This window comes from Aeromonas sp. S18(2024) (assembly GCF_041402525.1).
In the GTDB taxonomy this organism is placed as follows: domain Bacteria; phylum Pseudomonadota; class Gammaproteobacteria; order Enterobacterales; family Aeromonadaceae; genus Aeromonas; species Aeromonas enteropelogenes.
In genome coordinates this window covers 151,484-170,425 of sequence record NZ_JBGLQV010000009.1, presented here as the reverse complement: position 1 = coordinate 170,425, position 18,942 = coordinate 151,484, and the positions used below count along the sequence as shown (strand labels likewise).

The 18,942-nt window shown below is 55.3% G+C and carries 16 protein-coding genes; all 16 read right to left on the bottom strand.

Features of this window, described 5'->3' with window-relative positions; translation table 11 throughout:
• Positions 1–267: 267 nt before the first annotated feature.
• Positions 268–810 (bottom strand): D-glycero-beta-D-manno-heptose 1,7-bisphosphate 7-phosphatase, encoded by a 543-nt coding sequence (gene gmhB / locus ACB034_RS15795; protein ID WP_371173217.1) that lies wholly within the window; start codon positions 808–810, stop codon positions 268–270.
• Positions 811–923: 113 nt separating this feature from the next.
• Positions 924–2,108 carry an elongation factor Tu gene (gene tuf, locus ACB034_RS15790; protein WP_061476754.1) on the bottom strand — a complete coding sequence of 395 codons (1,185 nt, stop codon included), beginning with the start codon at positions 2,106–2,108 and terminating at the stop codon, positions 924–926.
• 54 nt (positions 2,109–2,162) lie between these two features.
• Positions 2,163–4,268 carry an elongation factor G gene (fusA, locus tag ACB034_RS15785; RefSeq protein WP_026456683.1) on the bottom strand — a complete coding sequence of 702 codons (2,106 nt, stop codon included), beginning with the start codon at positions 4,266–4,268 and terminating at the stop codon, positions 2,163–2,165.
• 75 nt (positions 4,269–4,343) lie between these two features.
• Positions 4,344–4,814, bottom strand: a complete 471-nt coding sequence (gene rpsG, locus ACB034_RS15780) for a 30S ribosomal protein S7 (RefSeq protein ID WP_026456684.1) — start codon at positions 4,812–4,814, stop codon at positions 4,344–4,346.
• Between the two features lie 93 nt (positions 4,815–4,907).
• Entirely contained in the window at positions 4,908–5,282 is a 375-nt protein-coding gene (gene rpsL / locus ACB034_RS15775) for a 30S ribosomal protein S12 (RefSeq protein WP_026456685.1), read from the bottom strand.
• A gap of 182 nt (positions 5,283–5,464) precedes the next feature.
• Positions 5,465–5,743 (bottom strand): sulfurtransferase complex subunit TusB, encoded by a 279-nt coding sequence (gene tusB, locus ACB034_RS15770; RefSeq protein WP_042025343.1) that lies wholly within the window; start codon positions 5,741–5,743, stop codon positions 5,465–5,467.
• A gap of 7 nt (positions 5,744–5,750) precedes the next feature.
• A complete protein-coding gene (gene tusC / locus ACB034_RS15765) occupies positions 5,751–6,110 on the bottom strand; it encodes a sulfurtransferase complex subunit TusC (protein WP_371173216.1) in 360 nt (119 codons plus the stop codon).
• Positions 6,111–6,119: 9 nt separating this feature from the next.
• Complete coding sequence (tusD, locus tag ACB034_RS15760; protein WP_371173215.1) at positions 6,120–6,512, bottom strand: sulfurtransferase complex subunit TusD; 393 nt, start codon at positions 6,510–6,512, stop codon at positions 6,120–6,122.
• Between the two features lie 84 nt (positions 6,513–6,596).
• Positions 6,597–6,977 (bottom strand): RidA family protein, encoded by a 381-nt coding sequence (locus tag ACB034_RS15755; protein ID WP_026456688.1) that lies wholly within the window; start codon positions 6,975–6,977, stop codon positions 6,597–6,599.
• Between the two features lie 23 nt (positions 6,978–7,000).
• The gene (locus ACB034_RS15750) at positions 7,001–7,717 is read right to left on the bottom strand and encodes a transcriptional regulator (RefSeq protein ID WP_042025337.1); all 717 of its coding nucleotides are present in this window, start codon (positions 7,715–7,717) and stop codon (positions 7,001–7,003) included.
• Positions 7,718–7,911: 194 nt separating this feature from the next.
• Positions 7,912–12,216, bottom strand: a complete 4,305-nt coding sequence (rpoC, locus tag ACB034_RS15745) for a DNA-directed RNA polymerase subunit beta' (protein WP_042025334.1) — start codon at positions 12,214–12,216, stop codon at positions 7,912–7,914.
• A gap of 91 nt (positions 12,217–12,307) precedes the next feature.
• Positions 12,308–16,336, bottom strand: a complete 4,029-nt coding sequence (gene rpoB, locus ACB034_RS15740) for a DNA-directed RNA polymerase subunit beta (RefSeq protein ID WP_042025333.1) — start codon at positions 16,334–16,336, stop codon at positions 12,308–12,310.
• A 224-nt stretch (positions 16,337–16,560) separates the two neighbouring features.
• On the bottom strand, positions 16,561–16,926 hold the full coding sequence (gene rplL / locus ACB034_RS15735) for a 50S ribosomal protein L7/L12 (RefSeq protein ID WP_026456242.1): 366 nt from the start codon (positions 16,924–16,926) through the stop codon (positions 16,561–16,563).
• Positions 16,927–16,977: 51 nt separating this feature from the next.
• Positions 16,978–17,478, bottom strand: coding sequence for a 50S ribosomal protein L10 (gene rplJ, locus ACB034_RS15730; RefSeq protein ID WP_005339895.1), 501 nt, complete (start codon positions 17,476–17,478; stop codon positions 16,978–16,980).
• Between the two features lie 257 nt (positions 17,479–17,735).
• Positions 17,736–18,437 (bottom strand): 50S ribosomal protein L1, encoded by a 702-nt coding sequence (gene rplA / locus ACB034_RS15725; RefSeq protein ID WP_026456243.1) that lies wholly within the window; start codon positions 18,435–18,437, stop codon positions 17,736–17,738.
• A 4-nt stretch (positions 18,438–18,441) separates the two neighbouring features.
• Positions 18,442–18,870 carry a 50S ribosomal protein L11 gene (gene rplK / locus ACB034_RS15720; RefSeq protein WP_026456244.1) on the bottom strand — a complete coding sequence of 143 codons (429 nt, stop codon included), beginning with the start codon at positions 18,868–18,870 and terminating at the stop codon, positions 18,442–18,444.
• Between the last annotated feature and the right edge of the window lie 72 nt (positions 18,871–18,942).

Here is an 18,942-nt window from a genome sequence, read left to right as displayed (position 1 = left end):
AGATTGCTTGATTCAAATTGTTAAAGAGCGACGCAGCTTTTGGCTGCTGCGGGAGTGGCATTCTACTCAACCGCCTTCTCGAGTCAAGCCTTATTTTCACAGGCTTTTCGAGGCTACCGACTTGGCTTTCTGCGTTGCCGCTTGCCGTGTCGATGGAGGCGCATTATAGGGAGCTGAAACTTTCTGGCAAGCAGATAATTGCAAAAAGATGGCTCTCATCGCTCAACCGCTCACAAAGCCACCAAAAAGCATTTAAAACCAGCAAAATCAGCCCACGGTGGGAGCTGCCACGGCAAAATCATGCAGATTGTCATAGATGGCATCGGCCAGCTCGATGCCAGCATCCGTTACCGGCTTACCCGTTCTGACCATGATCTTGTGACCAACACCGGCATTGATGGCGGCTTTCAGATCGGAAGGCTTGTCACCCACCATATAGGAACGACTCATATCGATGTTCAGCTCTTGCTTGGCAAGCAGCAACATTCCCGGTTCTGGCTTGCGGCAGTCACAGGGAGCACCATGCTCCGGATGATGGGGGCAGAAGTAGATACCATCGAGATCCACGTCGCGATCGGCCAGTGACCAATCCATCCACTCGGTCAGGTTCATGAAATCATCTTCGCTGAAATAACCGCGGGCGATACCAGACTGGTTGGTGACAACGACCAGCAGATACCCTTTCTTCTTCATCAGTTGCAGGGCTTCAATGACCCCGGGCAAAAAGTGGAAGTCATCTACCTTGCTGACATAACCGGTGTCTTCGTTGATGACACCATCACGATCCAGAAAAATGGCTGGTTTGCTCACAGAAACGACCTCTATCAATGATTTCGCAAAAGTATCTCACAGGCCATTTAAAGCCCCAAAAGTAAAAGGGGTGGCCGAAGCCACCCCTTTCATGCGCGTATTTAAAGTATCGATTAAGCGATAACTTTAGCTACAACACCCGCACCTACGGTACGGCCACCTTCACGGATGGCGAAACGCAGGCCGTCGTCCATCGCGATCGGCGCAATCAGGGTAACAACCATCTTGATGTTGTCGCCCGGCATGACCATCTCTACGCCTTCCGGCAGTTCGATGGTACCGGTCACGTCGGTAGTACGGAAGTAGAACTGCGGACGGTAGCCTTTGAAGAACGGGGTGTGACGACCACCTTCTTCTTTGGACAGTACGTACACTTCAGATTCGAACTTGGTGTGCGGCTTGATGGTGCCCGGCTTGGCCAGAACCTGACCACGCTCTACGTCTTCACGCTTCACGCCACGCAGCAGTGCACCGATGTTCTCGCCTGCACGACCTTCGTCCAGCAGCTTGCGGAACATCTCAACACCGGTACAGGTGGTCTTGGTGGTATCTTTGATACCCACGATTTCCACTTCTTCACCTACTTTAACGATACCGCGCTCTACACGACCGGTTACTACGGTACCACGGCCAGCGATGGAGAATACGTCTTCGATAGGCATCAGGAACGGCTGGTCAATCGCGCGCTCCGGCTCCGGGATGTAGGAATCCAGGTGACCGGCCAGCTCGATGATCTTCTCTTCCCACTGAGCTTCGCCTTCCAGCGCTTTCAGTGCGGAACCACGGACTACCGGCAGGTCATCACCCGGGAAGTCGTACTCGGACAGCAGTTCGCGAACTTCCATCTCGACCAGTTCCAGCAGCTCTTCGTCATCGACCATGTCGCACTTGTTCATGAACACGATGATGTACGGAACGCCTACCTGGCGACCCAGCAGGATGTGCTCACGGGTCTGCGGCATCGGGCCGTCAGTCGCAGCTACTACCAGGATTGCGCCGTCCATCTGGGCAGCACCGGTGATCATGTTTTTAACGTAGTCGGCGTGACCCGGGCAGTCTACGTGAGCGTAGTGACGGGTAGCGGTGTCGTATTCTACGTGGGAGGTGTTGATGGTGATACCACGCTCACGCTCTTCCGGTGCCTTGTCGATCTGGTCGAAGGCGAAAGCTTTACCACCGAAGTGCTTGGCCAGCACGTTGGTGATAGCAGCAGTCAGGGTGGTTTTACCGTGGTCAACGTGGCCGATGGTGCCGACGTTTACGTGCGGTTTGGAACGCTCAAATTTTTCTTTAGACACGACGTAGTCCTTCTAGGTTAAACCCGCCTACCGTCGTAGGCGGGGAATCTTAAATTACTTGGATTTGCGCTCTTCGATCACAGCCTGGGCAATGTTGTTCGGGGCATCTGCATACTTACCGAATTCCATTGCGTAGGAGGCACGACCTTGAGTGGCGGAACGCAGGTCAGTCGCGTAGCCGAACATTTCAGCCAGCGGCACCAGGGCACGTACGATCTTGCCGGACGGGCCATCTTCCATACCTTCGATCAGACCACGACGACGGTTCAGGTCACCGATAACGTCGCCCATGTAATCTTCCGGAGTTTCGACTTCTACTTTCATGATCGGTTCCAGCAGAACCGGGTTGGCTTTCATGAAGCCAGCCTTGAAGGCCATGGAAGCAGCGATCTTGAACGCCAGTTCGGAAGAGTCAACATCGTGGTAGGAACCGAAGTGCAGACGCACGCCCAGATCCATAACCGGGTAACCAGCCAGAGGACCAGACTTGAGCTGCTCCTGGATGCCTTTGTCGACACCCGGGACGAATTCGCCAGGAATGACACCGCCTTTGATGTCGTTGACGAACTCGTAGCCTTTGCCTTCTTCCAGCGGGTACATGTCGATCACAACGTGACCGTACTGACCACGACCACCAGACTGCTTGGCATGCTTGCCTTCAACGTCTTTAACGGTGTTGCGGATGGTTTCACGGTAGGCAACCTGCGGCTTACCTACGTTGGCTTCAACCTTGAACTCGCGACGCATACGGTCAACGATGATGTCCAGGTGCAGCTCACCCATACCGGCGATGATGGTTTGGCCAGATTCTTCGTCGGTCCATACGCGGAATGACGGGTCTTCCTGAGCCAGACGGCCCAGTGCCAAGCCCATCTTCTCTTGGTCAGCCTTGGTTTTCGGCTCAACCGCGATGGAGATTACCGGTTCCGGGAATTCCATACGCTCGAGGATGATCGGCGCTTTTTCGTCACACAGAGTGTCACCAGTGGTCACGTCTTTCAGACCGATGGCAGCAGCGATATCGCCTGCGCGAACTTCTTTGATCTCTTCACGCTTGTTGGCGTGCATCTGAACGATACGGCCGAAACGCTCGCGCTTGTCCTTGACGGAGTTCAGCACGGAGTCACCGGAGTTAACCACACCGGAGTACACGCGGAAGAAGGTCAGGTTACCAACGAACGGGTCGGTAGCGATCTTGAACGCCAGAGCAGAGAACGGCTCGTCGTCAGAAGCGTGACGTACGTCTTTGGTTTCGCCGTCCATTTTCAGGCCGTCGATAGCAGCAACGTCGGTCGGAGCAGGCAGGTACTCAACAACCGCATCCAGCATTGCCTGTACACCCTTGTTCTTGAACGCGGAGCCACAGGTTACCAGGATGATTTCGTTGTTCAGCACGCGCTGACGCAGTGCTTGCTTGATCTCTTCCTCGGTCAGCTCTTCGCCGCCCAGGTATTTTTCCATCAAGTCTTCAGAGGCTTCTGCAGCAGCTTCAACCAGGTTCATGCGCATTTCTTGCGCTTGTTCCAGCAGCTCGGCCGGGACGTCTTCGTAGTCGAAGGAAACGCCTTGGTCAGCTTCGTTCCAGTTGATAGCCTTCATCTTGACCAGGTCGATAACACCCTTGAAGTTCTCTTCGGAGCCGATGTTCAGCTGCAGAGGAACCGGAGTGCCTTTCAGACGGGTCTTGATGTGCTCAACGCAACGCAGGAAGTTGGCACCGGTACGGTCCATCTTGTTGACGAACGCGATACGGGGAACCTTGTACTTGTTAGCCTGACGCCATACGGTTTCAGACTGTGGCTGTACGCCACCTACGGCACAGTACACCATTACGGCACCGTCCAGAACACGCATAGAGCGCTCTACTTCGATAGTAAAGTCAACGTGGCCCGGGGTATCGATGATGTTGATACGGTGCGGTTGGAACTGTTTACCCATACCGGACCAGAAAGCAGTGGTCGCGGCGGAGGTGATGGTAATACCACGCTCTTGTTCCTGTTCCATCCAGTCCATGGTGGCTGCGCCATCGTGAACTTCACCGATCTTGTGGCTTACACCGGTGTAAAACAGTACACGCTCGGTAGTAGTAGTCTTACCGGCGTCAATGTGAGCGGAGATACCGATGTTACGATAACGCTCAATGGGGGTTGTACGAGCCATTGTCATCCTCTTACTAAGGCGCTTGTCCCTAGATAATTAAAGGTGCGCAGAGCCAGAAGACCCTGCGCAAGCGGATTACCAGCGGAAGTGAGCGAAGGCCTTGTTCGCTTCAGCCATACGGTGAACGTCTTCACGTTTCTTGACAGACGAACCCTTGTTCTCAGCGGCATCCAGCAGCTCGCCAGCCAAACGCTGAGCCATTGATTTTTCACCACGTTTACGAGCGGCATCAACCAACCAGCGCATTGCCAGAGCATTGCGACGAACCGGACGAACTTCTACCGGTACCTGATAGGTTGCACCACCGACGCGACGAGATTTAACCTCGACCGCCGGACGAATGTTATCCAGAGCTTCTTCAAATACAGCCAGGTGCTCTTTGCCGGATTTAGCGGCAATGATATCCAGAGCACCGTATACGATGGCTTCGGAAACAGATTTCTTACCGTCAACCATTACTACGTTGACAAATTTAGCCAGCAGCTCAGATCCGAACTTGGGATCCGGCAGGATTTTACGCTGACCAACAACACGACGTCTTGGCATTTCAATTCTCCGTGAACTTCAGGGGTTACCCAAAACTAGAAAGTTATCTAACTAGAAACGAATTAACGTTTGGCCTTACTTAACGGAGAACCATTAAGCTTTCGGACGCTTCACGCCGTACTTGGAGCGAGCCTGCTTACGGTCTTTAACACCGGCACAGTCCAGCGCACCACGAACGGTGTGGTAACGAACACCAGGCAAGTCTTTTACACGACCGCCACGGATCAGAACAACAGAGTGCTCTTGCAGGTTGTGACCTTCACCGCCGATGTAGGAGGTGACTTCGAAGCCGTTGGTCAGACGTACACGGCATACTTTACGCAGTGCAGAGTTAGGCTTCTTCGGGGTGGTGGTGTATACACGGGTGCACACGCCACGCTTCTGAGGGCACGCTTCCAGCGCAGGCACGTTGCTCTTAACAACGAGCTTAGTGCGTGGCTTGCGAACCAACTGGTTAATAGTTGCCATCAAAAGGCTCCTGATAATGACTTCATAAACATGTGAAAAATCCTCCCCGCAGATACGGGGACGCGAAATTTTATGCCCTGTTGTCTAGGGAGTCAAGATTTATACAATTCGCGGCATGGACGGCGCAGCGCAAACCACCGAAAGCCATAATAACCATCTGAATTATATTGAAAATAATCCTGTCACTCCCCCCAGGTCAGTGGGGACCCTTTTTGTGCAATCAAGGCGACCAGACCCGCCATATCGATCTCTGCCCCCACGCGATGAGACAATCCGCGAGCCTGCAGGTCTTCCTGCATGACATAGAGCGGTATGCCTGCCAGCTGTTCACACCAGTGTGGCGCCGATGCGGCGATCACCGCATCCTGCATCAATACCAGCTCGTCTTCCGGCTGACAGTATGCCAACGCTTGCGCCAACGCCTGGCTCTGGAAGGGGGAGTTCATAATCAGATGCAACATGAAGACCTCAGAAACTGATGTGAGCCGAACATTGTGCCCAGCAGCGAGCCAATGCCTCCCGTGGCATGCTCTCGACCTGAATGAGCAGATCATCGAGGGTCAGCCCGCGCTCGGCCAGTGAGTCAGCACAGACATAGACCTCCTCGATATCGTAGAGTTCCAGCATCTTGAAGGTCGGTGCATAGTGACGCTGCAGGATACCGGCAGGTTGCTGCTCCTTGACCAGTTGCAGCACGCCGTCACCGATCAGAAAGAGTGCCACTGATTCGGTAAGCGCCGACGTGGCCAGCAGGGCATCCAGCCCCTCTCGCCCGGCCGCATAGCCATGAGGCCCACGGCGGCAGATGAATGCAATTTTTTTGGTCATGACCCTCTCCTAGAACTGGACCAGCCGATCGGCCGTCAAGGTCGCCTCGGCCAGCTGCCCCAGACCGCTCAGGCAGAAGGGGGCCTGCAGATTGAAGTGATCATGTCCAACCCCCTTGGCCTCCTGTTCATCGAGTACACCACGGCGCATGGCGGCGGCGACACAGACATTGATCCGGATCCCCTGCTCTATCGCCAACTCTCGCCACAGACGCACCAGATCCGTTTCATCAGAAGCGGGCGTATGGAGGCCGTTGCCGTTGTAGACACCATCCTGATAGAAAAACAGATGGGAAAGGGTATGCCCCTGCGCCAACAGGCTACGGGCAAAACGATAGGCGGTACTGGCAGACTGGGTACCATAGGCAGGTCCGGTCACCAGGAGGGCAAAGTTCAAACTCATATCAGGCTCCTGTGCTGATGCCTGTCCATTGTACGCCAAAAACAAAAAAGCCCCTGCCAGGAGGGGCTTGTTCAACCAGAACGATCAGAGGTGGGCAATGGCTTCCACTTCAACCAGCACATCCTTCGGCAAGCGGGCCACTTCCACACAGGAGCGTGCCGGAGCTGCGTCGCCAAAGTAACGGGCATAAACCTGGTTGAAGGCCACAAAGTTATTCATATCGCTCAGGAAGCAGGTGGTCTTCACCACCTTGCCGGCATCAGCACCAGCCGCTTTCAGCACGGCAACCAGATTCTTCATTACCTGCTCAGCCTGGGCTTCGATACCGCCTTCGACAATCTCCATGGTAGCCGGATCAAGCGGGATCTGTCCTGAAGTAAAGATCATCTCACCCACCTTGGTCGCCTGAACATACGGACCAATCGCAGCGGGTGCCTTGTCGGTTGCAATAACTTCTTTAGCCATTCATGTATCCCCTTCTGGAATGATTATTCGTTTTCGTCTTCACCCTGCTTGCGCTGCCGGATGTAGAGATAAACGGTATGTTTGGAAATATTCAGTTTGTCCGCCACCAGGTTGATCGAATCCTTGATGTCGAAAATTCCTTTCTCGAACAACTGGGTCACGATAAACCGGTTCTTGGCATTGTTGGCCACGGTCGGATCGCGGTTGATTTCATCGATGGTATTGTCCACCGTCTGGGCAACCAGCTCCTCGACGCTGTTGGCAAATGTCTCGGGAGACTGACGCGCAACCTGCTGCGGCGTCGGGAAAAATTCGGCCACGAACTCGTGGAAGGGGGCATTGATGTGCAGATTGATGCAGATAAGGCCGATCACCTGCCGCTCGCTATTCCGGATGGCGATGGTGCTCGACTTCATCAGGGCACCGGTGCGGCTGCGAGCAAAATAGCTATGCGTGTAATCTTGCCCCGTGCTCTCGATATCCTTGAGCATACGCAAGGCCAGATCGGTGATGGGCGCCCCCAGGGAGCGTCCGGTATTGAATCCGTTGGCGATCTTGATCACCGACTCATGCAGATTCTCCAGGGAGTGAAGCACCACTTCACAATGCTTGCCGAACAACTCGGCCAAGCCATCGATGAGCCCGTCATATGAGCGCAACAATTCCCTGTCTTCATCTGTAAAAGTGCGGCTGATCAGCTGTTCTTCGGGAAGCATGGCCTCCTCGATACCGACAGTCATGTTCTACCCCTGTAATAACCGTTCAACTTTTCCGAGTTTTAAATTGCAGGGCATTAAAGTCAACTTTTTTTGATTTTTTACTCTACAACTTTGCTCTGGATCATCCTGAAAACCGTGCCAGACCTGACTTTGACGAGGAAAACACCAACAAAAAGGGCTCCCTGAAGGAGCCCTTTTTAATCATGGAGAAGAGATTACTCTTCGTCGAAGCTACCGGCTGCGTTCAGCAGATCCGCCAGGTTCTGTTGAGCCTCATCAGCGGTCACCTGCGGGGTGCCAACAGCACGAGCTGCGGCAGCACGCTGGTTGATCCGGCCATGGTGGTACGCAAAACCGGTACCGGCCGGGATCAGACGACCCACGATGACGTTCTCTTTCAGACCACGCAGTTCGTCACGCTTGCCACCTACGGCGGCTTCGGTCAGAACGCGAGTGGTTTCCTGGAAGGAAGCCGCGGAGATGAAGGACTCGGTGCTCAGAGACGCCTTGGTAATACCCATCAGCACGTGACGGTAGGTCGCAGGGGTCTTGCCCTCGGCAACCAGCTTACGGTTGGCAATCTTCACGCGAGCCACTTCAACCTGTTCGCCTTCGATCAGGTCGGTGTCGCCAGCAGTCAGGATCTCGCACTTGCGCAGCATCTGACGAACGATGACTTCGATGTGCTTGTCGTTGATCTTAACGCCCTGCAGACGGTAAACGTCCTGCACTTCGTTGGCGATGTAGTTGGCGACCGGGCTGATACCGCGCAGACGCAGGATGTCGTGAGCAGACTCGGGACCATCCGCCAGTACTTCACCCTTCTCAACTTTTTCACCTTCGAACACGTTCAGGTTACGCCACTTCGGAATCATCTCCTCGTAGACGTTGCCACCATCGGTCGGAGTGATGACCAGACGGCGCTTGCCCTTGGTCTCTTTACCGAAGGAGATGGTACCGGAGATCTCGGCCAGGATAGCCGGTTCTTTCGGCTGACGTGCTTCGAACAGATCCGCAACGCGCGGCAGACCACCGGTGATGTCCTTGGTACCGCCGGATTCCTGCGGGATACGCGCAACCGCGTCACCCACACCCACGTTAGCACCATCTTCCAGGTTCACGATCGCCTTACCCGGCAGGAAGTACTGGGCGGCTACATCGGTACCCGGGATCATCACATCATTGCCGTTCAGGTCGACCAGTTTCACGGTCGGACGCATCTCTTTACCGGCGCTCGGACGCTCGTTGACGTCCAGCACGACGATAGAGGAGAGACCGGTCAGCTCGTCGGTCTGACGAGTGATGGTCACGCCGTCGATCATGTGTTCGAAGTGCAGACGACCTGCCACTTCGGTGATGATCGGGTGAGTGTGCGGATCCCAGTTGGCAACGGTATCGCCAGCGTTCACGGCCTGACCGTCCTTCACTTCCAGCACGGCACCGTAAGGCAGCTTGTGGCTTTCCTTGGTACGGCCCATGTCGTCCATGATGGTCAGTTCGGTAGAACGAGAGGTGATAACCAGCTTGTCTTCGCTGTTGTGAACGAACTTGGCATTCTGCAGCTTGATGCTACCGGTGTTCTTCACCTGGATGCTGCTTTCTGCTGCGGCACGAGATGCGGCACCACCGATGTGGAAGGTACGCATGGTCAGCTGGGTACCCGGTTCACCGATGGACTGGGCGGCGATAACACCGACAGCCTCACCCTTGTTAACCAGGTGACCACGGGCCAGGTCGCGGCCATAGCAGTGAGCACAGTTACCGAAGTCGGTCTCACAGGTGATGGCAGAACGTACCTTCACACGGTCAACGGAGTTACGCTCCAGCAGGTCACACAGCTGCTCGTCGAGCAGGGTGTTGCGAGCTACCAGGATCTCGTCCTCGGTACCCGGCTTGATGACGTCTTCCGCCACCACACGACCCAGCACGCGCTCACGCAGCGGCTCGACTACGTCGCCACCTTCGATCAGCGGAGTCATCCACAGACCGTCGGTAGTGCCGCAATCGTCCTCGGTGATCACCATGTCCTGCGCCACGTCTACCAGACGACGAGTCAGGTAACCGGAGTTCGCAGTCTTCAGTGCGGTATCCGCCAGACCCTTACGAGCACCGTGAGTGGAGATAAAGTACTGCAGTACGTTCAGACCTTCGCGGAAGTTCGCGATGATCGGGGTCTCGATGATGGAGCCATCCGGCTTGGCCATCAGGCCACGCATACCGGCCAGCTGACGGATCTGGGCTGCGGAACCCCGCGCACCAGAGTCGGCCATCATAAAGATGCTGTTGAACGAGGCCTGCTCTTCTTCGTCACCCAGCGAGTTGACGTTACGCTCTTTGGACAAGTTCTCCATCATGGCCTTGGAGACGCGCTCGTTGGCGCTGGCCCAGATATCGATAACCTTGTTGTAGCGTTCGCCCGCAGTCACCAGACCGGACAGGAACTGATCCTGGATCTCGGCAACTTCGGCTTCAGCTGCGGCGATGATGTCTTTCTTGGCATCCGGGATGACCATGTCATCGATACCAACGGACGCACCGGACAGGGCCGCATAGTGGAAACCGGTATACATCAGCTGGTCAGCGAAGATAACGGTGTCCTTCAGGCCCTGCTTGCGATAGCAGGTGTTCAGCAGACGAGAGATCAGCTTCTTGCCCAGCGCCTTGTTGGATACGCACTTGATCCAGTTTTGCGGATTGGCGTCCAGATCGGCTTGCTCGGCAGCGCTCAGCACCTTCGGCTCGTCAATCAGGGCGTATTCCATGCCTTTCGGCAGGATCAGGCTCAGGATCGCACGACCAACGGTGGTGTTCTTCATTTCGGTCTTGGCAACCAGTTCACCGGCTTCGTTCTTCACGTACTCGGTGATGCGGCACTTGACGCGCGCATGCAGGTCAGCCAGGCCGGCACGGTAAACCTTCTCAGCCTCTTTCGGACCGGACAGCACCATACCTTCGCCCTTGGCGTTGATACGGGCACGGGTCATGTAGTACAGACCCAAGACCACGTCCTGAGAAGGAACGATGATCGGTTCACCGGATGCAGGCGACAGGATGTTGTTGGTAGACATCATCAGCGCACGCGCTTCCAGCTGGGCTTCCAGGGTCAGCGGTACGTGAACAGCCATCTGGTCACCGTCGAAGTCCGCGTTATACGCAGCACAAACGAGCGGGTGCAGCTGGATTGCCTTACCTTCAACCAGGGTCGGTTCGAATGCCTGGATACCCAGACGGTGCAGGGTCGGTGCACGGTTCAGCAGGACCGGGTGTTCGCGGATCACTTCGTCCAGGATATCCCAAACGACAGCTTCTTCGCGTTCAACCATCTTCTTGGCAGCCTTGATGGTGGTCGCCAGGCCGCGAGTTTCCAGCTTGCCATAGATGAACGGCTTGAACAGTTCCAGCGCCATCTTCTTAGGCAGACCACACTGATGCAGGCGCAGGGTCGGACCTACGGTGATAACGGAACGACCAGAGTAGTCGACACGCTTACCGAGCAGGTTCTGACGGAAACGACCTTGCTTACCCTTGATCATGTCGGCCAGGGATTTCAGCGGGCGCTTGTTGGAACCGGTGATGGCGCGGCCACGACGGCCGTTGTCCAGCAGGGCATCGACGGACTCTTGCAGCATGCGCTTTTCGTTGCGCACGATGATGTCCGGCGCAGCCAGATCCAGCAGACGCTTCAAGCGGTTGTTACGGTTGATCACGCGACGGTACAGATCGTTCAGATCGGAGGTCGCGAAACGGCCGCCGTCCAGCGGTACCAGCGGACGCAGGTCCGGCGGCAGCACGGGCAGCACTGTCATGATCATCCACTCCGGCTTGTTGCCGGACTGCAGGAAGGCTTCCATCAGCTTCAGACGCTTGGTGGTCTTCTTGCGCTTGGTCTCGGAGTTGGTCTGATCCAGCTCCTCGCGCATGGTCTTGACTTCACCTTCCAGATCGATGGCACGCAGCAATGCCAGGATTGCTTCGGCACCCATCTTGGCGTCAAATTCGTCGCCCCACTCTTCCAGCGCATCCAGGTATTGCTCTTCGGAGAGCATCTGGCTGCGTTCGAGGTTGGTCATGCCCGGCTCGATTACCACGAAAGATTCGAAGTAGAGCACGCGCTCGATGTCGCGCAGGGTCATGTCCAGCAGCAGACCGATACGGGACGGCAGGGACTTCAGGAACCAGATGTGGGCAGTCGGGCTGGCCAGCTCGATGTGGCCCATACGCTCACGACGGACCTTGGTCTGGGTCACTTCAACGCCGCACTTCTCACAGATCACACCACGGTGTTTCAGGCGCTTGTACTTGCCGCACAGACACTCGTAGTCCTTCACCGGTCCGAAGATACGGGCGCAGAACAGACCATCACGCTCCGGCTTGAAAGTCCGGTAGTTGATGGTCTCAGGCTTTTTGACCTCACCGAATGACCAGGAGCGGATCATGTCAGGAGAGGCCAGACCGATCTTGATACTGTCAAACTCTTCGGTCTTGGTCTGAGCCTTCAAAAACTTGAGTAAGTCTTTCACGTGTTTCCCCTGTCAGGAGTCTAACCTCGGCGCCCCGGCTGCCAAAACAGCGGGGCGCCCACGTCAATTCTCGAACAATAAGAGCGAGCTCTTACTCTTCGTCCAGCTCGATGTTGATACCCAGAGAGCGGATTTCCTTCAGCAATACGTTGAAGGATTCGGGCATGCCCGGCTCCATACGGTGGTCGCCATCCACGATGTTCTTGTACATCTTGGTACGGCCATTCACATCGTCAGACTTGACGGTCAGCATCTCCTGCAGGGTATATGCCGCACCGTAAGCCTCCAGGGCCCACACTTCCATCTCACCGAAACGCTGACCACCGAACTGAGCCTTACCACCCAGCGGCTGCTGGGTAACCAGGCTGTAGGAACCGGTAGAACGCGCGTGCATCTTGTCGTCGACCAAGTGGTTCAGCTTCAGCATGTACATGTAACCTACGGTTACCTTACGCTCGAAGCGGTTACCAGTGCGGCCATCGAACAGATCAATCTGACCGGATTCCGGCAGATCGGCCAGCTTCAGCAGGGCCTTGATTTCGCGCTCTTTGGCACCATCAAAGACCGGCGTAGCGACCGGCAGACCCTTACGCAGGTTACCCACCAGGGTACGCACGTCGTCGTCGGACAGCTCGGCGATGTTCACTTGCTGGGAGTCCTTCTCGCCCAGGTCATAGACCTGTTGCAGGAAGTTGCGCATCTCGTGCAGCTCACGCTGTTCTTTGACCATACGATCGATCTTCTCGCCGATCCCCTTGGCCGCCAGGCCCAGGTGAACTTCGAGGATCTGACCGATGTTCATACGAGACGGTACACCCAACGGGTTCAGTACGATGTCGACCGGACGGCCGAATTCGTCATGAGGCATATCCTCGACCGGGCAGATCTTGGAGATAACACCCTTGTTACCGTGACGGCCCGCCATCTTGTCACCCGGTTGGATGCGACGCTTGACTGCCAGATAAACCTTGACGATTTTCAGTACGCCCGGCGCCAGATCATCACCCTGGATAATCTTGCGACGCTTGTTCTCGAACTTCTTGTCGAACTCGGCTTTCAGCTCAACGTGCTGCTCAGCGATCTGCTCCAGTTCGGTCTGCTTGGCTTCATCTTCGATGGCCAGTTCAAACCACTTGGAACGCTCCAGCTTGTTCAGACGATCTTCGCTGTAACCGGCGGCCAGCAGCAGGTTGCGGGAGCGGCCGAAAATGCCGTCTTCCAGGATCTTGAACTCTTCGGTCAAGTCCTTCTTCGCTTCCTTAAGCTGCATCTCTTCGATTTCTTTGGCGCGCTTGTCTTTTTCCACGCCATCGCGGGTAAAGACTTGCACGTCAACCACGGTACCGTACACACCGTTCGGCACACGCAGGGAGGAGTCCTTCACATCGGACGCCTTCTCACCGAAGATGGCGCGCAGCAGCTTCTCTTCCGGAGTCAGCTGGGTTTCACCTTTCGGAGTCACCTTACCAACCAGGATGTCGCCGCCCTTCACTTCGGCACCCACGTAAACGATACCGGACTCATCCAGCTTGGACAGCGCGGCTTCACCCACGTTCGGGATGTCGGCAGTGATCTCTTCCGGACCCAGCTTGGTGTCACGGGAGATACAGGCCAGTTCCTGGATATGGATGGTGGTCAGGCGATCTTCCTGAACAACACGCTCGTTCACCAGGATCGAGTCTTCGAAGTTGTAACCGTTCCACGGCATGAACGCGACACGCATGTTCTGACCCAGCGCCAGTTCACCCAAGTCGGTGGACGGACCGTCAGCCAGTACGTCGCCCGCCATCACCGGCTCACCCAACATCACACAAGGACGCTGGTTGATACAGGTGTTCTGGTTGGAACGTGTGTATTTGGTCAGGTTGTAGATGTCGATGCCGGCTTCGCCTGGCAGCAGCTCATCTTCATTTACCTTGATAACGATACGGGAGGCATCGACATAGTCGATCATACCGCCACGCTTGGCGACTACGGTTACACCGGAGTCAACGGCCACAGCGCGTTCCATACCGGTACCTACCAGCGGCTTGTCAGCACGCAGGGTCGGTACAGCCTGACGTTGCATGTTTGAACCCATCAATGCGCGGTTCGCGTCATCGTGTTCCAGGAACGGGATCAGGGCCGCTGCCACAGATACGATCTGCTGCGGGCTCACATCCATATACTGGATCTGGTCGGCGTTCATAAAGGTGGATTCACCTTTGTGACGGCACGGGATCAATTCATCTTTCAGACGGCCATCTTCGGTGGTCGCGGCGTTAGCCTGTGCGATCACGTACTTGCCTTCTTCAATAGCAGACAGGTAGTCCACTTCGTCGGTGATCACACCGTCAATGACCTTGCGGTACGGTGTCTCGAGGAAACCGTACTCGTTGGTACGAGAGTACACAGACAGGGAGTTGATCAGACCGATGTTCGGACCTTCAGGGGTCTCGATCGGGCACAGACGACCGTAGTGGGTCGGGTGTACGTCTCGGACTTCAAAGCCGGCGCGCTCACGAGTCAAACCGCCCGGGCCCAGCGCGGAGATACGGCGCTTGTGGGTCACTTCGGACAGCGGGTTGTTCTGGTCCATGAACTGGGACAGCTGGCTGGAACCAAAGAACTCTTTGACTGCGGCGGAAATCGGCTTGGCGTTGATCAGATCCTGCGGCATCAGGGTGTCCAGGTCGCCCAGGGAGAGACGCTCCTTGACCGCACGCTCGACACGCACCAGACCGACACGGAACTGGTTTTCAGCCATTTCGCCGACGGAACGGATACGACGGTTACCCAGGTGGTCGATATCGTCCACTTCATCGTTGCCGTTACGGATGTCGATCAGGCGCTTCATCACCTCGACGATGTCGTCCTTGGTCAGCACACCCACGCCGGTTTCGTCTTCACGACCCAGGCGACGGTTGAACTTCATGCGACCAACGGTGGACAGGTCGTAACGCTCGGCGGAGAAGAACAGGTTCTCGAACAGCTGCTCTGCCGCTTCACGAGTGGGCGGCTCGCCCGGACGCATCATGCGGTAGATCTCTACCAGCGCTTCCAGACGGTTGGTGCTGGAGTCGATGCGCAGGGTCTCTGACATGTAGGCACCGTGGTCCAGTTCGTTGGTGAACAGAACCTCGAAATGCTTGAAGCCGGCCTGGGACAGGTTGGCGATGGCTTCCAGGCTCAGGGCCTGGTTGGCAGCGACTACCAGCTCGCCAGTCTGCGGATGTGCGTAGTCCTTGGCAGCAACTTTGCCAACAACATACTCAACCGGCACTTCGATCTGGGTGACGGAATCTTTTTCCAACTGGCGGATGTGACGCGCGGTCACACGACGACCGGTTTCAACCACCACGGCGCCATTGGCCACGATGTCAAAGGTCGCAGTTTCACCACGCAGGCGTTCAGGCACCAGATCCATCATCAACTTGCCATCTTTCACTTCGAAACCGATGGTCTCGAAGAAGGTGGCCAGGATTTCTTCGGAACTGAAGTCCAGGGCGCGCAGAATAATGGATGCCGGCAGTTTACGACGACGGTCGATACGGACAAACAGGTTGTCTTTCGCATCGAACTCGAAGTCCAGCCAGGAGCCACGGTAGGGGATAACGCGGGCGTTATAAAGCACCTTACCGGATGAATGTGTTTTGCCTTTATCGTGGTCGAAGAAGACGCCCGGGCTACGATGCAGCTGGGAGACGATTACCCGCTCGGTACCGTTGATAACAAAGGTGCCGTTTTCGGTCATGAGCGGAATTTCGCCCATGTATACTTCTTGTTCCTTGATGTCTTTGACGGTGCCGGCAGCTGCTTCACGGTCGTACAGAACCATACGAAGCTTGACACGCAGCGGCGCGGAGTAGGTCACTCCACGGATCTGGCATTCTTTTACGTCAAATACCGGCTCACCCAGGCGATAGCTGACATACTGAAGCTCAGCACTACCGGAGTAACTGGTGATCGGGAAAACGCTACGGAAAGCGGCCTCTAGGCCATATTCACCTTCCGGGTCAGCCTCGATGAACTGCTTGAAGGAGTCCAGCTGAATGGACAACAGATAAGGCGTGTCCAGTACCTGGTCTCGCTTACCGAAGTCCTTACGAATGCGTTTTTTTTCGGTATAAGAGTAAACCATAGGGTTCCTCAGCTCGCTGATAAGTGACCCACTCTGTCCCGCGGGACAGCTCTGTCTCAACACCGTTTTGTGTTGGCCCGGACGAAAGAAAACAGTCCGGATTGCTGGTGCACCGAGAGTCGTAAACGGTGTGAAATGCTCTCAGTCTACAGCGCAAAAAGGCTGGTGAACAAAAATTCACCAGCCCTAGCCTGTTTTATCAGGCTAATCTACATAAATGCAGATTATTTGATCTCAACAGAAGCACCGGCAGCTTCCAGCTCTTTCTTCAGAGCTTCAGCTTCGTCTTTGGAGATGCCTTCTTTCAGGTTAGCCGGAGCAGCTTCTACCAGGTCCTTGGCTTCTTTCAGGCCCAGACCGGTGGCGCCACGAACGGCTTTGATAACGGCAACTTTGTTAGCACCGGCAGCAGTCAGAACTACGTCGAACTCGGTCTTCTCTTCTACTGCTTCAGCAGCAGCCGGGCCAGCCATTACGGCAGCAGCGGCAGAAACACCGAACTTCTCTTCCATAGCTTCGATCAGCTCAACAACTTCCATTACGGACATGGAAGCAACGGCTTCGATGATTTGGTCTTTAGTGATAGACATGACAAAAATTCCTGATGTTGAATAAACTCAAACAGCCTAGATAGGCGAGAATCAAGCAGCAGCTTGTTTCTGGTCGCGAACAGCAGCGATAGTACGAACCAGCTTGCCAGCAGAGGCTTCCTTCATGGTAGCCATCAACTTCGCAATTGCTTCTTCGTAGGTCGGCAGCGTGGCCAGACGATCAATTTGTGCTGCGGCGATAAACTCACCGTTAAAAGCGCCAGCCTTGATTTCGAACTTTTGGTTCGCTTTGGCAAACTCTTTGAACAGACGAGCAGCAGCGCCCGGGTGTTCGTTGGAGAAAGCAATCAAGGTAGGACCGGTAAATGCGTCGTTCAGGCACTCGTATTCGGTACCTTCAACCGCGCGACGCAGCAGGGTGTTACGCACAACGCGCATGTACACACCAGCTTCACGAGCGGTCTTACGCAGGACGGTCATCTTGTCTACAGTCACACCGCGAGAATCGGCTACAACTGCGGACAGGGCGCCTTTGGCAGCTTCGTTGACTTCAGCAACAATTGCCTTTTTGTCTTCGAGTCCCAATGCCATTGGCTTAACTCCTGGATTGAATCCGGGTCTGTAGACCCAGTACTGACACATCCCCCCTACCTTTAACAACAGAGGGGAACGATGCGGTAGCAGGATTCCAGAAGAGAAAGAATCTTTCTCGCTGGGTTTCCGGCACCGTCTACGCAGGAAACATTAAGGCTTTGCAGCCTCCTGCGGTCTTGGACGGAGGTCGAAACCCCCAACCAATCAAGGCGCAAAATTATAGATTAAATTTTGCGCCTTGTAAAACCCATCAATTAGGCCTGAGCTTCCAGAGAGGCTTGGTCTACGGCAACACCGGCACCCATGGTGGTGGAGATGCTGACTTTCTTGATGAATTGACCTTTGGCGGAAGAGGGCTTGCCTTTTTTCAGGGCAACCAGCAGAGCTTCCAAGTTTTCTTTCAGCTGAACTTCGTTGAAAGAAACCTTACCCAGAGTGGTATGGATGATACCATTCTTGTCGTTACGGTAACGAACCTGACCAGCCTTGGCGTTCTTGACGGCTTCGGCAACGTTCGGCGTTACAGTACCAACTTTCGGGTTCGGCATCAGACCGCGCGGGCCCAGGATTTGACCCAGCTGACCAACAACGCGCATGGCATCCGGGGATGCGATAACGACGTCGAAGTTCATCTCGCCTTTTTTGACCAGCTCGGCCAGGTCATCCATACCTACCAGGTCAGCACCGGCAGCTTTGGCAGCTTCGGCGTTGGCACCTTGGGTAAATACGGCAACGCGAACGTCACGACCGGTACCGTGCGGCAGTACAGTTGCACCACGTACGTTCTGGTCGGATTTACGAGCGTCGATACCCAGGTTGACTGCAACGTCAACGCTTTCAACGAACTTGGCGGTAGCCAGTTCTTTCAGCAGGGCAATGGCTTCGTTGATGGAGTACTCTTTGGTACCGTCAACTTTTTCGCGAATAACGCGCATACGCTTGGAAAGTTTAGCCATTGTCTTAATCCTCCACTACCAGACCCATGGAACGAGCGGAGCCGGCGATGCAACGTACTTTTGCATCCAGATCGGCACCGGTCATATCCGGCTCTTTGGTCTTGGCGATTTCTTGCAGCTGAGCTACGGTCACCTTACCAACCTTGTCTTTGTTCGGCTTGGCAGAACCAGACTTGATGCCAGCAGCTTTCTTCAGCAGGAAGGAAGCGGGCGGAGTCTTGGTTTCGAAGGTGAAGGAACGGTCGCTGTAAACGGTGATCACGACCGGAGTCGGTGAACCTTTTTCCAGCTTCTCTGTACGGGCGTTGAACGCCTTACAGAATTCCATGATGTTAACACCGTGTTGACCCAGTGCAGGACCAACGGGAGGAGACGGGTTGGCTGCACCAGCAGCAACCTGCAGCTTGATATAAGCTGTGACTTTCTTAGCCATTAGGAAATTACCTCAAATATGGGTTCTAGCGCCTCGGAGACATGCTCCTGCAAACGGCTCCCCAACTAATAA

Bases quoted from the DNA above. Each gene is read 5' to 3' on its own strand.
- fusA (WP_026456683.1), bottom strand. From the start codon at position 4,268: ATGGCTCGTACAACCCCCATTGAGCGTTATCGTAACATCGGTATCTCC.
- rpsG (WP_026456684.1), bottom strand. From the start codon at position 4,814: ATGCCAAGACGTCGTGTTGTTGGTCAGCGTAAAATCCTGCCGGATCCC.
- rpsL (WP_026456685.1), bottom strand. From the start codon at position 5,282: ATGGCAACTATTAACCAGTTGGTTCGCAAGCCACGCACTAAGCTCGTT.
- tusB (WP_042025343.1), bottom strand. From the start codon at position 5,743: ATGTTGCATCTGATTATGAACTCCCCCTTCCAGAGCCAGGCGTTGGCG.
- tusC (WP_371173216.1), bottom strand. From the start codon at position 6,110: ATGACCAAAAAAATTGCATTCATCTGCCGCCGTGGGCCTCATGGCTAT.
- tusD (WP_371173215.1), bottom strand. From the start codon at position 6,512: ATGAGTTTGAACTTTGCCCTCCTGGTGACCGGACCTGCCTATGGTACC.
- ACB034_RS15755 (WP_026456688.1), bottom strand. From the start codon at position 6,977: ATGGCTAAAGAAGTTATTGCAACCGACAAGGCACCCGCTGCGATTGGT.
- ACB034_RS15750 (WP_042025337.1), bottom strand. From the start codon at position 7,717: ATGACTGTCGGTATCGAGGAGGCCATGCTTCCCGAAGAACAGCTGATC.
- rpoB (WP_042025333.1), bottom strand. From the start codon at position 16,336: ATGGTTTACTCTTATACCGAAAAAAAACGCATTCGTAAGGACTTCGGT.
- rplL (WP_026456242.1), bottom strand. From the start codon at position 16,926: ATGTCTATCACTAAAGACCAAATCATCGAAGCCGTTGCTTCCATGTCC.
- rplJ (WP_005339895.1), bottom strand. From the start codon at position 17,478: ATGGCATTGGGACTCGAAGACAAAAAGGCAATTGTTGCTGAAGTCAAC.
- rplA (WP_026456243.1), bottom strand. From the start codon at position 18,437: ATGGCTAAACTTTCCAAGCGTATGCGCGTTATTCGCGAAAAAGTTGAC.
- rplK (WP_026456244.1), bottom strand. From the start codon at position 18,870: ATGGCTAAGAAAGTCACAGCTTATATCAAGCTGCAGGTTGCTGCTGGT.